Source organism: Acidobacteriota bacterium, assembly GCA_016195325.1.
Lineage (GTDB): Bacteria > Acidobacteriota > Polarisedimenticolia > JACPZX01 > JACPZX01 > JACPZX01.
Window position 1 is genome coordinate 63,602 of record JACPZX010000101.1, and the last position, 15,043, is coordinate 78,644.

Annotated in this window: 16 protein-coding genes; 11 read left to right on the forward strand and 5 right to left on the reverse strand. The window is 69.4% G+C overall.

What is annotated here, in order from left to right:
* Positions 1–3: 3 nt before the first annotated feature.
* The 3 genes from HY049_17570 to HY049_17580 all read right to left on the reverse strand — a co-directional run bounded on the left by HY049_17570 (position 4) and on the right by HY049_17580 (position 3,148).
* Positions 4–1,716, reverse strand: coding sequence for a carbamoyltransferase (locus HY049_17570; GenBank protein MBI3450709.1), 1,713 nt, complete (start codon positions 1,714–1,716; stop codon positions 4–6).
* 9 nt (positions 1,717–1,725) lie between these two features.
* On the reverse strand, positions 1,726–2,625 hold the full coding sequence (locus HY049_17575; protein ID MBI3450710.1) for a polysaccharide biosynthesis/export family protein: 900 nt from the start codon (positions 2,623–2,625) through the stop codon (positions 1,726–1,728).
* Between the two features lie 319 nt (positions 2,626–2,944).
* Entirely contained in the window at positions 2,945–3,148 is a 204-nt protein-coding gene (locus HY049_17580) for a hypothetical protein (protein ID MBI3450711.1), read from the reverse strand.
* 226 nt (positions 3,149–3,374) lie between these two features.
* On the opposite strand from HY049_17580, the gene HY049_17585 reads away from it, so the two are divergent.
* The 11 genes from HY049_17585 (at position 3,375) to HY049_17635 (ending at position 13,149) form a co-directional block, all read left to right on the forward strand.
* Positions 3,375–4,376, forward strand: a complete 1,002-nt coding sequence (locus HY049_17585; protein ID MBI3450712.1) for a hypothetical protein — start codon at positions 3,375–3,377, stop codon at positions 4,374–4,376.
* A gap of 18 nt (positions 4,377–4,394) precedes the next feature.
* Positions 4,395–5,270, forward strand: coding sequence for a 3-hydroxybutyryl-CoA dehydrogenase (locus HY049_17590; protein MBI3450713.1), 876 nt, complete (start codon positions 4,395–4,397; stop codon positions 5,268–5,270).
* Positions 5,271–5,343: 73 nt separating this feature from the next.
* Positions 5,344–8,145: a DEAD/DEAH box helicase gene (locus tag HY049_17595; GenBank protein MBI3450714.1), complete on the forward strand. Its 2,802-nt coding sequence runs from the start codon at positions 5,344–5,346 to the stop codon at positions 8,143–8,145.
* Between the two features lie 296 nt (positions 8,146–8,441).
* The gene (locus HY049_17600) at positions 8,442–8,648 is read left to right on the forward strand and encodes a hypothetical protein (protein MBI3450715.1); all 207 of its coding nucleotides are present in this window, start codon (positions 8,442–8,444) and stop codon (positions 8,646–8,648) included.
* A gap of 76 nt (positions 8,649–8,724) precedes the next feature.
* Positions 8,725–8,931 carry a hypothetical protein gene (locus HY049_17605; protein MBI3450716.1) on the forward strand — a complete coding sequence of 69 codons (207 nt, stop codon included), beginning with the start codon at positions 8,725–8,727 and terminating at the stop codon, positions 8,929–8,931.
* A 193-nt stretch (positions 8,932–9,124) separates the two neighbouring features.
* Positions 9,125–9,964: a hypothetical protein gene (locus tag HY049_17610; protein MBI3450717.1), complete on the forward strand. Its 840-nt coding sequence runs from the start codon at positions 9,125–9,127 to the stop codon at positions 9,962–9,964.
* Positions 9,965–10,016: 52 nt separating this feature from the next.
* Complete coding sequence (locus HY049_17615; protein ID MBI3450718.1) at positions 10,017–10,715, forward strand: hypothetical protein; 699 nt, start codon at positions 10,017–10,019, stop codon at positions 10,713–10,715.
* A gap of 44 nt (positions 10,716–10,759) precedes the next feature.
* On the forward strand, positions 10,760–11,806 hold the full coding sequence (locus HY049_17620) for a MinD/ParA family protein (GenBank protein ID MBI3450719.1): 1,047 nt from the start codon (positions 10,760–10,762) through the stop codon (positions 11,804–11,806).
* Positions 11,794–12,633 (forward strand): ParA family protein, encoded by an 840-nt coding sequence (locus HY049_17625; protein MBI3450720.1) that lies wholly within the window; start codon positions 11,794–11,796, stop codon positions 12,631–12,633. Before HY049_17620 ends, HY049_17625 begins: the two co-directional genes overlap by 13 nt.
* Complete coding sequence (locus HY049_17630) at positions 12,623–12,922, forward strand: hypothetical protein (protein ID MBI3450721.1); 300 nt, start codon at positions 12,623–12,625, stop codon at positions 12,920–12,922. The genes HY049_17625 and HY049_17630 overlap by 11 nt, the downstream gene beginning before the upstream one ends.
* 17 nt (positions 12,923–12,939) lie before the next feature.
* The gene (locus tag HY049_17635; GenBank protein ID MBI3450722.1) at positions 12,940–13,149 is read left to right on the forward strand and encodes a hypothetical protein; all 210 of its coding nucleotides are present in this window, start codon (positions 12,940–12,942) and stop codon (positions 13,147–13,149) included.
* A 14-nt stretch (positions 13,150–13,163) separates the two neighbouring features.
* On the opposite strand, the gene purE is transcribed toward HY049_17635, so the two are convergent.
* Positions 13,164–13,676, reverse strand: a complete 513-nt coding sequence (gene purE / locus HY049_17640) for a 5-(carboxyamino)imidazole ribonucleotide mutase (protein MBI3450723.1) — start codon at positions 13,674–13,676, stop codon at positions 13,164–13,166.
* A gap of 19 nt (positions 13,677–13,695) precedes the next feature.
* Positions 13,696–15,006 carry a phosphoribosylamine--glycine ligase gene (purD, locus tag HY049_17645; GenBank protein ID MBI3450724.1) on the reverse strand — a complete coding sequence of 437 codons (1,311 nt, stop codon included), beginning with the start codon at positions 15,004–15,006 and terminating at the stop codon, positions 13,696–13,698.
* Positions 15,007–15,043: the final 37 nt, after the last annotated feature.

Consider the following 15,043-nt stretch of genomic DNA (forward strand, 5'->3'; position numbering starts at 1 on the left):
CCCTCACTTCTTGATCAGGAACGGACCCAGGCAGAGGGCGTCGAGGCCGGACGAGTAGAAGGTGCGCACCGCGTCCTTCGGCGCGCAGACGATCGGCTCCTCCCGGAGGTTGTACGAGGTGTTCATGACGACGGGGACGCCGGTGAGCCGGTCGAACTGGGAGATGAGGGCGTGGTACAGGGGGTTCACGTCCTTCCGGACGGTCTGGACGCGGGCGCTCCCGTCGGCGTGCGTCACGGCCGGGATCACCGACTTCTTCTCCTCCCGTACTGGGAACGTGAGAATCATGAACGGCGAGTCCGTGCAGCCCACGAAGTACTCTTCGGCGCGCTCCGCAAGGCACGAAGGCGCGAACGGCCTCCACCCCTCGCGGAACTTCACCACTTCATTGACGCGATCCTTCATCGCCGGGTCGCGCGGATCCGCCACGATGGAGCGGCTCCCGAGGGCGCGAGGGCCGAACTCCATCCGCCCCTGGAACCATCCGATGATTTTCCCGGCGGCGAGGAGGGCGGCGCCCTCCGCGGCGATGTCGCCGGGCCGGGTGAACGGAATCTTGCAGGTTCTGAGGAACGCCTCGATCTCCTTTTCACCGTACTCCGGTCCGAGGTAGACGTCGTCGAGGCGGTACCCGGCGGGCGCGCCCCCCGCCATCCGGTGCGCGGCGAGCGCGGCGCCGAGCGCCGTGCCGTCGTCCGTCGCCGCTGGCTGGATGAATATCTCGTCGACGATCCCGGACGCCAGGATCTTCCCGTTGGCCTTCGAGTTCATGGCCACGCCCCCGGCGAGGCAGAGCCGGCGCTGCCCCGTCCGGGTCACCACGTCCTTCGCCACGAGGAGCATCGCCTCTTCACAGCGATCCTGGACGGCCCACGCGATGTCCTTCTCCCGGTCGGTCAGCTCGCTCTCCGGCGCGCGCGGCGCCCCGAACTGCGCGCTGATCGCGCTGACGTCACCGAAGCGTCGTCCGAGGAGCTTGCGCGAGGCGACTCGGTAGCCGCTCCCGTTGAACGAGATGAATCGGCTGAGATCCACGCCGGGATGCCCGTACGGCGCGAGCCCCATCACCTTCCACTCGTCGCTGTAGGGCCGGAACCCCAGGAACTGGGTGAAGCCCGCGTAGAAATACCCGAGGGAGTCGGGATGCGGGTGAGCATCGAGAAGCGCGCAATCCCCTCCCCCCGCCTGCCACGTTGTCGTCGCCTCCCACGCTCCCCGACCGTCGACGATCATGACGGCCGACTCGCGGAAGCCCGAGAGCAGGAACGCGCTCAGCGCGTGCGCATAGTGGTGATCGACGTACTGAACGGGCCTCGCCGGCGCGCCGAACCTCTGTTCGAGAAGCCTGGCCCCGCCCTTCTGCCACATCTCGCGGACGCAGCGGCGGGCGCCGTTGATGAGGTAGCTCGCCGACAGCGGGACGCTGCCGGTGAGGAAGCACTTGAGGTCGTGCGCGAACGCCGCGCCGGGGCGCTGCCACCCGAAGCAGACCTGTGCGATGTCGCGATATTCGATGCCGGCGAACTGGAGAGCCGCCTCGAGGGAGCGATGGGGAAAGGAATTGTCCTTCTTCTGCCGGGAGATGCGCTCTTCGGCGATCGCGAAGATGATGCGCCCGTCCCGGGCCAGCGCGACCGCCGAATCGTGATCGTAGTAATTGATTCCCAGCGCGTAGATCGGCTCGCCTGTCCCTGGCTTCCCGTCATTCCCTCGCATGGACGCGGATCACCTGAACCCTTGCTGAACGACCCGTCCCTGGAAGAGGAATGTCAGCGACCTCAGCACCTGCTCGATGAACTGGTTGTACTTGCCGAGCGCGGTCGTCGGGACGTAGACGATGTCTCCGGGCCGCACGAGGATGTTCTGCGAGAGGTCCCCCTCCACGAGGCGCTTGTAGTTCACCACGGCGACCTTCGGGTCCTTGAGGCCGCCGCGAAGCACCGCGATCTCCTTCGACTTGGCGGTGACCGTCTCCACGCCCCCGGCGCGGGTGATGACGTTCAGGATGCTGACCGGAATCGTCGTCTCGACGGCGGTCTGGTTGCGCACCTCGCCCACGACGTAGATGTAGCGTTCCGCGGCCTCGGGAACGTACACGACGTCGCCGTTCTGGACCGGGACGTTCAGGCTGATGTCACCCCGCACCATCCGGGCAAAATCGACGTCGACGAGGCGCCCCTGGCGAACGAGGACCGCCTTCGCGAGGTCCGCCTTCTCGGTCGTGAGCCCGACCTTGAAGATCACGTCGGCCAGCGAGTTCTCGCGTGGCGTGATGTAGACGACGCCGGGGGACTTGACCTCGCCCCCGACATAGACCTTCTGGCGGCCGAACTCCCTCGCGATGAGGGTGACCTGGGGCGAACGGAGGTAGGAGCCCAGACGTCGTGTCAGCTCGCTTCGGATGTCCTCGACCGTGCGCCCCGCGGCCTCCACGTCGCCGATGAAGGTGAACGAGATCTTCCCGTCCGGACGCACGGGCACGAGGCGCGTGAGCTCGGCGTCGCCGTACACGCTGATCTCGAGGACGTCCTCGACGGCGACGGTGTAGTCCGATCCCTTCAGTGCCGTGCCCACCGACCCGGGGCCCGGCGCGCCCACGGGAACCGGCATCTCGGAGACGGGCACTGGGACGAACTCGGGTGATCCGGCGGCCGGCCTGGCGGCGTCTCCAGTATCCGGAAGCGCTTCGGGGTTCGACGCCGGCGACGACCGGTGTTGGCAGCCTGGAAGGAGAACGGCGCACAGAAGGAGCCCTGCGAACAACAGCCCGCGACCGTTCTTCACGAATGCGTCCTCATGCCGATCGGAACCGCCCGGTGGGGTGCCCGCGCGGGCCGTCTCATCTTTTCCCGGGAACGGGAGGCGCCGACACGACTCTCGGCGGCGAAGGCGCCAACATAGCCGATCGACGTCTCGGCTGCGATCCGGCGACCGCTTTCGCGCGCTAGTTGTCGGTGGCCAGAATCTTGGGGCTCGCCTTGATGATGAAGACCTCCCGGGTGCCGTCGGCGTTCATCTTCTCGACCCGGTGGAGGACGATGCGCTGATCGTTCTTGTAGGCGATGATCGAACTCACCTTGATGGGGTCGGTGGCGCGAGACTTTCTCTGCGTGTTCAGCGGAAGCATTCTCCAGCCGCTGATCTTCATGGCTCCCCCTGATCTCCTGAAGGCCTCTCGCGCCTTCCTCGTGAATTCCAGATCGAGTCCGACGCGGAATATTACATCCGTGGAGGCAGGCAGGCAACCGGAGCATCCGTCTCAACTCCTTTCTCCTGGCCGCTTATCCCGACGCTCGGGAAGACCGCCCGTGCGACTGTGATATATTCGCTACTCCGAAGATCGAAAGCGCGCACGCGCCTTGTCCGGAGGTTTCTTGCCAGAGGTCGTCGTCCTCAGCGCAGCGCGGACCCCCTACGGCCGGCTTCTCGGATCCCTCGCGGATCTCCCTGCCGAGATTCTCGGCGCGCGGGCCGTCGGCGGCGCGCTGAGAGCGTCTTCGGTCGCGCCGGGAGACGTCGAGCGGGTCTTCCTGGGGAACACAGCAGGCCATGCGCTCAGGGGAAATCCATCCGCGGCCGCCGCAGCCGCCGCCGGCCTTCCCGCTTCTGCCCGCGCGATCACGGTGCGCGCCGGGTGCGCGTCGGGACTCTTCGCCATCGTCGCAGCCGCGGAGTCGATCCTCGCGGGGGGCTGCCGGATCGTCGTCGCCGGCGGCTTCGAAAGCTCCTCGACCGCGTCCCATCTCGCTCTCAACCTTCGGCGCGGGCTGCGCCTCGGCGCCGGGACCCTCCTCGACGGCGCGCGGCATGACGGGCCCTCCGCGCCGACAGTTGCCGCGACGCCCGGTCGATCGCTCGCGCCCGAGTCGATGGAGTCGATCCGGGCCAGGATCGTCCCCGTCGAGATCGCGGCGGGGAGGCGCGGCGACCCCGGCGTGGTCGACAGGGACGACGCACCGGAGGCTGGTGACGGCGTGCGACGCGATGCCGGGGCTACGGGGTCGGCTGCGATCGCCGACGGCGCCGCGGCGGTCGTCCTCGCGGAGAAGGCGTGGGCCGACGAGCGCGGCCTCCGGGTCATCGCACGCCTCAGCCCGGCACCTGTCCCGGGGGTCGGCTCGTGGAGCGCATTCCGGTTCATCGAGGCCGACGTCCCGCAGGGAGACGGACTCCCCCCCCTCCCGTGGCAGGACCGCGGCGGCTCGCCCGCGCTCAACACCGGCGCGGGGATGCGCCCCGGTCATGCGACCGGGGCCGACGGCGCCGCGCTGGTGGTGGATCTCGTGGCGCTGCTCGCGAGCGGTGCAGGAGGGGCGGGATACGCGCTCGTCACGGGAGGCTGGGGTGAGAGCGCCGGGATCCGGGTCGACGTCTGACGGTTGCGGGAGGACGGGATGGTGATCAAACCGAATGACGTGTTCGGCGTCGTCGGCTCGGGGACGATGGGGCACGGGATCGCGCACGTCGCGGCGCGCTCCGGCTTCCGCGTGGTGATCGTGGACCTCCAGGAGTCTCTGCTCCAGCGCGCGATGGCGACCATCAGCGGCGAGATGCAGCGGGCGGTCGACAAGGGGCGCATGGCTTCCCCTGATCGCGAGGCGGCCCTCCAGAGGATCCGGACGTCCACGAGCGTCTCCGCCCTCGGCGAGGCGGCCCTCGTCGTCGAGGCCATCGTCGAGCGGCTCGACGTGAAGCGCGAGCTCTTCGCGGCGCTCGACGCGGTGTGCCCCCCGCACGCGATTCTCGCCACGAACACGTCGTCCATCTCCGTTACGCGGATCGCGGCGGCGACGGGACGGCCCGGCTCCGTGATAGGCATGCATTTCATGAACCCGGTCCCGATCATGGAGCTCGTCGAGGTCATCCGCGGCCAGCTCACGACCGACGCGACGGTCGCGGCGACGCACGAGCTGGCCGTCGCCCTCGGAAAGAAGCCGGTCGAGGCGTCCGACTACCCGGGGTTCGTCTCGAACCGCGTGTTGATGCCGATGATCAACGAGGCGGTGACCGCGCTGATGGAAGGAGTCGCGAGCCGCGACGCCATCGATTCGATCATGAAGCTCGGCATGCGGCATCCGATGGGACCGCTCGAGCTCGCCGATTTCATCGGACTCGACGTCTGCCTGCACATCATGGAAGTCCTCCACGACGGATTCGGAGATCCGCGCTACAGGCCCTGCCCGCTCCTGAGGCGGATGGTCGACGCCGGACTCCTGGGAAGGAAGTCGGGACGCGGCTTCTATGAATATCCCGCCGCCCCGGAGCGCTGATTCGCTCTCGGCGTTCGCCGACGAGCTCGCATCCTCGAAGTCCTTCCGCGACGCGGTCGTTCACAGGCGTCTCGTGCCCGGGTCCCCGGCGCGCTTCGCGGACACGGCGAGCCCGCTGCCCGGAGCGATCTCCCGCGCCCTCCACGCGCTCGGGGTGAGCCGGCTGTACGCGCACCAGGCCGAAGCGATCGACGCGCTGCGCGCCGGGCGCAACGTCGTGGCGGTCACGCCGACGGCCTCTGGCAAGAGCCTCGTGTACATGATTCCCACCCTCGAGCGCGCCCTGGAGTCGTCCGCGGCCACGGCGCTCTACCTTTTCCCCTACAAGGCGCTCGCCCGGGATCAGCTGCGCGCGTTCCGCTCCCTCGCCGCGGCAACGGGGTCGGATCCCGGAGCCGACGCCGCCGTCTACGACGGCGACACGACGGAACCCGAACGGCGCAGGGTCCGCGCGCACCCACCGCGGGTCCTGATCACGAATCCCGACATGCTCCACCTCGCGATCCTCGCGCACCATCGCTCGTGGGCGGGCTTTCTCTCGCGCCTCGATCTCGTCGTGATCGACGAGCTTCACGTTTACCGCGGAGTCTTCGGATCGCACCTCCACCACGTGATCGCGCGCCTCAGGCGCCTGTGCCGGCACTACGCGGCCGCGCCGCGATTCGTGGCGTGCTCGGCGACGATAGGGAATCCCGGCGCGTTCGCGGAGGGGGTGATCGGAGAGCCGTTTCACGTCGTATCCGGGAGCGCGTCGGCCCGATCGGCGCGCCACTTCCTCTTCCTGAGCGGCCGCGACGCGAGCCCCTACACGCTCGCGACGCGCGCGATGTCCGTCGCGATCGGGTCGGGCCTTCGCACCATCGCGTTCACGAAGGCGCGACGCATCACCGAGCTCATTCATTCGTGGCTGAGGCAGACGAGCCCCGGAGTCGCCGATCGGATCCGCGCCTATCGCGCGGGCTACCTCCCGGAGGAGCGCCGCGAGATCGAGCGGGCGCTCGGCGACGGGCGGCTCCTCGGCGTGGTGAGCACGAGCGCGCTCGAGCACGGGATCGACGTCGGCGGACTCGACGTCTGCATCCTGGTCGGGTACCCGGGGAGCATCGCGTCGGCATGGCAGAGGATCGGGCGGGTCGGTCGGGAGGACCGGGACTCGCTGGTGGTGCTCGTCGGCATGGGGGACGCGCTCGACCAGTACTTCATGACGCACCCGGGGGAGTTCTTCGATCGGGGGTGCGAGCCCGTCGCCGCGGATCCGGAGAATCCGATCATCGCGTCGCAACATCTTGTATGCGCCGCCGCCGAGCTTCCGCTGACCGAAGCGGATCGCGGAGTCTACGGCGCCGCGACATTCGGCCTCATCCAGGGACTCGTCACGAACGGAGCCCTCGTCGCGGACCACCGGACGGACGCGTGGCGCGCGCTCAAGCGCCGCCCCGAGCGCGACGTGAGCCTGAGATCCGGCGGAGCCGGCTACACCATCGTCGAGGAGCCGGAGGGCCGAATCATCGGGTCCGTCGATGAGGCGCGCGCCTTCCTCGAGTGCCACCCCGGCGCGATATACCTCCAGCAGGGGCAGCAGTACGAGGTCGTGTCGCTGGATCGGGATCGACGGAGGGTCGCGGTGAAGCGCTGCGACGTCGATTACTACACGCAGGTCACCGCGGGGAAGGAGACCGAGATCCTCGAGGTGCTCGAGACACGTGAGGAAGAGGGTTATGTCGTGCGCCTCGGCGAGCTCCGGGTGACGCAGGAGTTCAAGGATTACGCGCGGATCCGCATCGCCGACCAGCGAAGGCTCTCACGCCATCCGCTCGACCTTCCGCCGATGATCTACGAGACCGTCGGCCTCTGGATCGAGATCCCGCGCCCGATGAGCGGAGAGTGGGCGGCGCGCGGCCACCACTTCATGGGCAGCCTGCACGCCGCCGAGCACGCGGCGATCTCGCTGTTTCCTCTCTTCGCCATCTGCGACCGGGGCGACATCGGCGGCATCTCGTACGCGCACCACCCGCAGATCGGGGGGCCTGCGATCTTCATCTATGACGGATATCCCGGAGGGATCGGGCTGGCTCGACGAGGCTACGAGACCGCGGCGGAGCTGCTGGCGAAGACGGCGGTTCTGATTGCCACGTGCCGATGCGAGGCCGGCTGTCCCTCGTGCGTCCACTCGCCGAAGTGCGGCAGCGGGAACCATCCCCTCGACAAGCCGGGGAGCGCCGGGCTGCTCCGGGAGCTCGGGAAGCCGGGCGCGACCAGGTCGAGGGTCAGGGCGGCGGTGGTCACGATTCCCGAGCGACCCTCTCGCGCGGACGCGGCACCGGTCCGAGGCGGCGCCCGGCCGCGCCGCATCCTCTTCTTCGACCTCGAGACCCAGAGAAGCGCCGAAGAGGTCGGCGGCTGGGGGCGCATCCGCGAGATGGGGCTCGCGCTCGCGGTCACCTATGACTCCGAGCGCGGCGAGCACCGCACGTACTTCGAGAAGGACGCCGATCGGCTCGCCGCGCAGCTCCTCTCGGCGGATCTCGTGGTCGGGTTCAACGTCAAGCGTTTCGATTACGAGGTGCTGCGCGGCTGCACCGGCGCCGACTATTCCCGCGTCGCGACGCTCGACATGCTCGAGGAGATCCACCGCCGGCTCGGCTTCCGGCTGAGCCTCGGCCACCTCGCCGGCGCCACGCTCGGCGAGCGCAAGAGCGCCGACGGCCTCCAGAGTCTCAAGTGGTGGAAGGAGGGGCGGATCGATCTGATCGAGGAGTACTGCCGGCGCGACGTGGACGTGACCCGGGCGCTCTACGAGTTCGGGAAGACGCACGGATACCTGGTCTACCTCGATCGAGACGAAGCGCCGGTTCGCGTCCCCGTCGCCTGGTGACCGGAAGTTCTTGACATCGCGCGGATGCCCCGTTAGTCTCGCCCTTGTTCGCGACGGACCATCGATTGAGCCCGCTTTCCCGGGCGCACTGGCCCGGTTCCTCTCGTCGAGATGCGCACAGAGAGTGTCCCAGCATCCCGAATTCACGCCGGCGTCCGCCACGGGAACGTCATGAGAACCCGGAGGCGACGCTCTTCGAAGACTCTGTTCCCCGGCCCCCGCCTCGAGGCGACGTGTGTCGATCCGGCGGGAAGCCTCGAGGCAACCTGTTCCGAACGCGGAAGGAGGTGACCTGAGTGGCAAGGTTTCGCATGGACGATTTCCGAACCATCGAGAACGCGCCGACGTCCCCGGCGACGCTCCGCAGCAAGATCGGCGAGGTGATCCTTTCCTCGACCCACGCGAAGTGCCGCGTCGAATCGATCAACCCGGAGACCGGCGAGTACCGGATCATCCTTCAGGGAACTCTCGACAGGGAGACGACCAGATTCGACGAGTCCTAGGGTCCGCCGGGCCCGACGCGGCCGCCCGCCTCGAGCGGCGGCGGCGCGCGGCGGCCCCCACGGGAGGTGACAGACGATGGCCAGATTCAGAATGCAGGACATCCGGAGCGTGGAGAGGACGCCGACCGCTCCGGGAACTCTCCGCGCCAAGCTGGGTGAGCTGCTGTTCTCCTCCGTCAGCTGCACGGCGAAGGTGGACGCGCTGAACACGGAGACCGGGGAGTACCGCATCGTGCTCCAGGGAACTCTCGACAAGGAGGACAGCAAGTTCGACGAGTCCTGAGGCTCGCGAGCTCACGCCAGGACGGGCCGGCCCTCAAGGCGGCCCCCAGATCGATCTCGGGGCCCGGCGGCTGCCCGACGGCCGGGCCCCCTCCCGGAGTCCCGTCCGGCTCCCGTGCCGGCGACCCGACACTTCGATGACCGCAAAGAGAAAGCGCAGCGAGCCACCCGACGACGAGGCGCCTCGATCTCACATGCCGCGGAAGCCGCGACCGGGGCGGGAGGCGGGGGAAATCGACCGGAGCGCCAGCGCGCCAGCGGAGTCGGAGTTCGGGCCAGGCGGGACGGAGCGCCGAATCCGCGTCCGCGACGTCGACTTCGGCGACTTCCCTCAGATCACACCGCTCAACGCATCGTTCCTCCCCGGCGCGCGCCGTCTGAAGCTCTCGCTCGTCATCGACGGAGTCGACGCGGAGGCCGCGACGGCCGATCTGGTCGAATCGCTCACCGGGTTCCTCCCTTCGCTCAGCAGGCACAGGTGCTGCGGAGGGAACTCCGTCCGCGAGACCTTCGCCGGACGGGACCGCCGGCGCGGGTGCGCCGTGGACGATCGCGACCCGGGCGTCGATCTCGCGCACCTGGTCGAGCACGTGTGGATCGACGTGCAGCACTACATCGCCCGGATGGAGAGGTGCTCGGGCGTGACGTGCGCATGGATCGAGCCGCCGAACAGGTACGACGTGTTCGTGGAGTGCCCCGACGAGACGGTCGGACGCACCTGCGCGGGACTCGCGCTCGATCTCGTCGAGGATCTTCTCGCGGGGCGCCGGCCGAATCCGAGGTATCTCTGCGTGATCCACGTCGCGCGCCTTGCCCACGAGCACACCGGCCGCGCGCTCAACCCCCGGCTCCGACCCCTGGTCGAGACGTGGGGACGTCGCAACACGCTCGACGCGGTCGAGGCGCTCTGGGAGCGCGGCTTTCTCCGGGAGATGCCGGTCGCGTTCAACTTCAGCGGCGGCGCGCTTCTCGCGTTCGTGCCCCGCGAAGAGCCGGAGGCCTCCGGCTTGACTTGGCGCGCGCAGGCCCCCTAACATGCGCCGCAACTTCTGACGCGGTGACGGATTCCGTGATTTCGGAGGAACGTTGCCAGCAGCCAGGCTTCAGCCTCTGCCCTTCCCAGATCCTGCGCGTCTCCTCGATCTGATCGAACAGGAGCCGTCCCTCATCGAGGCCGGACTCACCCTCGTGGCCCGCCGGCTGCCGATCCCCGTCAAGGGCGACGCCGTGACTCTCGATGGCCTTGCGTACGACGCGCGCGGCCGTTGCGTGGCGATCCGGGCGGTCGAATGTCTCACGCCGCGGAGTGTCGAGCAGATGCTCGTCGCGCGCGGCTGGATCGCCGAAAGCCTCGAGACCCTGAGGGCGCTCTCGCCGCAGCTGGCGAAGTGCGGGAACGGCGCGCGCGCGCTTCTGATGGCCGGCTCGGTCGAGCCCGCGGCCGCGACCCTTCTCGCCCACCTGGCCTCGGGCGCCCCCGAGGTCCTGGAGGTGCACGCTTTCGAGCTCCCGACTGGACTCGCGCTCCACGTCACCGCCCTCACGCCCATTCCGGCCGGCTCGGCGCGCCCGGCAGCGCCCGCACCGTCCGCGAAACCCGCGCCGATCGACAGGGAGATGAATCCTCTCGCGGGGATTCCGCTCACGTCGGACGAGCTCGCGGAGTTCCGCAGGCTCTCGATGGCGCGCCCTCAGGCGGCGAAGCCGGGCGCCTCCGGGGAAGGGCGAGTGTCCGCCTCGTTCTCCAGCGCGAACGAAGTGCGCGGCGGATTTCTGGAAAATTGATGGCGAGCGACGGCGTAAGGAAAAAGAAATCGCTCGGTCGCGGGATGAGCGATCTCATCGGAGACTCTCTCGAGAAGCTGGTTCGCGGCGACCCTGAGGCGGGGCTCTCGAAGATTCCCGACGACGAAGGGGCCTCCGCCCAGCCCGTCGCGGCCCCCGCGCCCGGCCTCCCGGCCGCGCCTCCCGCAACCGCGATGCGCACGGCCATCACCCACCCGCAGCCGCGGCGCGCCGCGGCGGACTCCCCCGCGACCGCGTTCGTCGTCGCCGTCGCCAGCGGCAAAGGGGGCACGGGAAAGTCGCTCATCGCCGTCAACCTCGCGGTCGCGCTCGCCGAGTCCCAGCGCGTGGGCCTCATCGACCTCGACCTCGGCCTGGCGAACGCCCACATCCTGCTCGGTCTGCTCCCGCGGTTCGACGTGTCGCACCTCCTGCGCGGCGAGCGCTCGCTCGACGACGTCCTGCTCGCGGGCCCGCGCGGCGTCCTGGTGCTCCCGGGCGCCTCGGGGATCCCCGAGATGGCCGGGCTCGACGATTCGAGCCTCGGCGCGCTCGCCTCGGCCATCGCACCGCTCATGGCGCGCTCGGACATCGTCCTGCTGGACTGCCCCGCCGGATTGAGCCGGCAGAGCATCGTCTTTCTGCATGGAGCCGATCTGGTTCTCGTCGTCACCACGGAGGACCTGACGTCGATGACGGACGCCTATGCGCTGATCAAGACCCTCGTCACGCACCGGCCGCAGGCGTCGGTGGGGCTCCTCGTAAACGACGCGCGCTCGGCCATGGACGGGGCGGAGACGTACCGCAAGATCAGCCACGTCGCGCGCAAGTTCCTCGGCAGGGAAATCCTCTCGATGGGGACGATCCCGCGCGATGCGTACCTCGAGCGGTCGGTGAGGGAGCGGCGCCCGGTGGTCCTCGCCCATCCGACGGCGCCGTCGTCGCGCGCGCTTCTCGAGCTCACCGGCCGGCTCGCGGATCGAGAGCCGATCGACTCGATTCTCAATTTCTCGCAGCGGGTGGGCCGCGTGCTCACCGCCGCGGGCGTCGGCTCCGTCGACCCCGTGATGGGAGACGCATGCGCGTCCTGAGCATCACGAACCAGAAGGGAGGCTGCGGAAAGACGACGACCGCCATCAATCTCGCCGCCTGCCTCGCCGAGCGGAAGATGGACGTCCTCCTGGTGGACATGGACCCGCAGGCGCACGCCACGCTCGGTCTCAGCGCACGGGGCGGCGCCCCGGCGGGTGCGATTCATGATCTCCTCCTCTCGCCCAACGATCTGTCCGCCCGCGCCATCCGCGTCCGCGACGGGCTCGACCTCGTTCCGGCCGGCGACGAGCTCCTCTTCCTCGATTCCGAGCTGGCGCGCACGGCGGACGGCGAGGAGCGTCTCATGGAGTGCCTGAGGCGCACGACGCGCCGCTACTCCTTCGTGATCATCGACTGCCCGCCGAGCCTCGGCACCCTGACGCTCGCGGCGCTGCGCGCGAGCGACACGATTCTCATTCCGGTCGAGATCGGCTTCTTCTCGCTCAACGGAGTGGGGAACTTCCTGCGCGCCGTCAGGCGCCACCGGCCGGAGTGGCTGAAGGAGAAGAGAATCCGCGCCGTCGCCACGATCTACGATCACCAGACCTCGTTCGCCCGCGAGGTGCTCGCCGAGATCCGCTCGTTCTTCGGCGAGGCGCTCTACGCCACCGCGATCCACCGCAACGTGCGGCTGAAGGAGGCGGCGTCGCACGGTCTGGCCGTCCTCGACTACGATCGGCGGGCGCGCGGGACCGAGGACTACTCATCGCTCGCCTCCGAGGTCATCCGCGATCTCGTCCCGGAGCTGGCGAACCGCGCCCTCGCGGAGCATGCGCATCTCGAGGAAGGCGCGCGGCCCGGCGGCCTGGAGCCGGGTGCCCACTGACCGGGCGCGCGCGGGGGAATCGCCGGCCGGCGAAGGGTCGCTCGCGGGTCAGTGCGTGAACGATCGACGGGGCGTCACCCTCGAGGAGCAGGGGATGCTCGCGGGCCCCCCGCGCTGGAACACCGCGCCGGATCTCGGGGGAGACCGGGAGCGCGACGGGAGAGCCGATCGATTCGCCGGGGTGGTTCCCGTGCCGCCGGCAGACGAGTCCGCGTCTTTCTGGAGCTTCGGCGGCCCCCCTCGCGCCGCGCGGAGAAGGCGATTCGTCGACGACTACGAGAAGCCGTGACGGTCTCGGAGGATGGTATGAAAGAGCCCGTGGGTCACCCGATTCCGATGAACGAGCGCGGGGACCAGAGGGGCGGATCGATGCTGGTCCCGGCGCTCGCGACCCCCCCCGCCCGGACGTCGCACCACGCCCTCGCCGCGGAGACGACCTGCTCCGCCTGCCCGGACGATGCCGCCGCGGCCGAGCTGGGCTACCGTCTCGTGCTCCGCTGCACGACGAGCGCGTAGCGCGCGCCGGGGAGTCAGCTCCCGTTCTCGACCTTCGCCGCCTTCCGCTCCACGTCGTCGGCCATCTTCTTCTTGTGATCCGCGAGCTTCTTCTTGAGCGCCGGGTCCCCGGTCGCGAGAATCTGCACGGCGAGGATGGCCGCGTTGCGCGCACCCCAGGGGCCGACCGAGGTCACGGCGACCGGAACTCCGGGCGGCATCTGCACCGACGCGAGCAGCGCGTCGAACCCTCCCAGAGGGGAGGACGCCAGCGGAACGGCGATCACCGGGACGGTCGTCAGCGCTGCGAGGACCCCCGCGAGATGCGCGGCGCCGGCGGCTCCCGCGATCAGAACCTGGATTCCCCGGGCGTCCACCGACGCGGCGTACCGCTCGACCCTCGCGGGCGACCTGTGCGCCGACGCGACGGTGATCTCCGAGGCGACGCCGAACTCCTCGAGAACCCGGGACGCCTCACCCATCACGGCGAGGTCCGAATCACTTCCCATCACGATGCCGACCCGCGCCGGCGCTTTCGCGCTCTTCATGTCGTGACCCACCTGTCCTTCAGACACCCGCCCCCTCCGCCCCGGCAATCCGGCGCACGGCGGCGGAGGCGATGTCCCTCCTGAACATCATCCCTTCGAACCGAATCCTGGCGACGGCCTGGTACGCCGTCCGGGCCGCGGCATCGAGCCCCGCCCCGACCGCTGTGACCGAAAGAACCCTTCCCCCGGCCGTCTCGACTTCCCCCATTTTCCCCACTTTCGTCCCGCAATGGAACACGGTGGCCCCCGGAACCGCTCCCGCCTCCGGCAGCCCATCGATGCGCCGGCCCCTCTCGTACGAGCCGGGATAGCCTCCCGAGGCCACCACCACCGTCACGGCGGGCTCGGGCCGCCATTCGATCTTCCGATCGAGAGGAAGCGAACCTTCCGCGGCCGCCGCGAGCCACGGCACGATGTCGCTCCGCATCCGCGGCAGGAGGAGTTCCGCCTCGGGATCCCCCAGACGCGCGTTGTATTCGAGGACCATCGGTCCGCGCTCGGTGAGCATGAGTCCGGTGTAGAGAATTCCCTGATAGGCGCGCCCCTCGCGCGCCATCCCCGAGACGGTGGGCTCGATGATCCGCGAGAAGACGTCCTTCACCAGAGCCGCATCCACGTACGCGGAGGGTGAATACCCCCCCATGCCGCCCGTGTTCGGCCCCAGATCGCCGTCGAGCGCGCGCTTGAAGTCCTGGCACGTCGGCCACTCGACGACGCGGGTTCCGTCGCAGAGCGCGAAGAACGACACCTCGGGCCCGGTGAGGCATTCCTCGACGATGACGGCGTCCCCCGCGTCGCCGAACGCCCGCTGATCCATCATCAGGCGGACCGCGGCCAGCGCCTCCGCGGCGCGCGCCGCGACCACCACTCCCTTGCCCGCTGCGAGCCCGTCGGCTTTCACGACGATCGGATACCGCGTCGAGTCCGCCTCGAGGTGGGCGACGGCGGCGGGAAGGGATCGGAAGACCCGGTAGTCCGCCGTCGGTATCCCGTGGCGCGTCATGAACTCCTTCGCGAAGACCTTGCTCGCCTCGAGGGCCGCGGCGTTCCGCCGGGGCCCGAACACTCTCAGCCCGAGCCGTTGCAGCTCGTCCGCGAGGCCCAGGCTCAGCGGCAGCTCGGGACCCACGACGGTGAGGTCGATGGACTCCCTGGCCGCGAACTCCGCGAGCCCCGAGACGTCCGCGGCATCGATCGCGAGGCATTCGGCGAGAGAGGCGATGCCGGCGTTTCCCGGGGCGCAATAGACGCGATCGACGAGCGGCGACTGGGCGATCTTCCAGACGAGGGAATGCTCCCTTCCGCCTCCACCCACGACGAGAACCTTCATGAGGAACTCCCCCTGCCGCGCGGCGGGAATGCCGAAG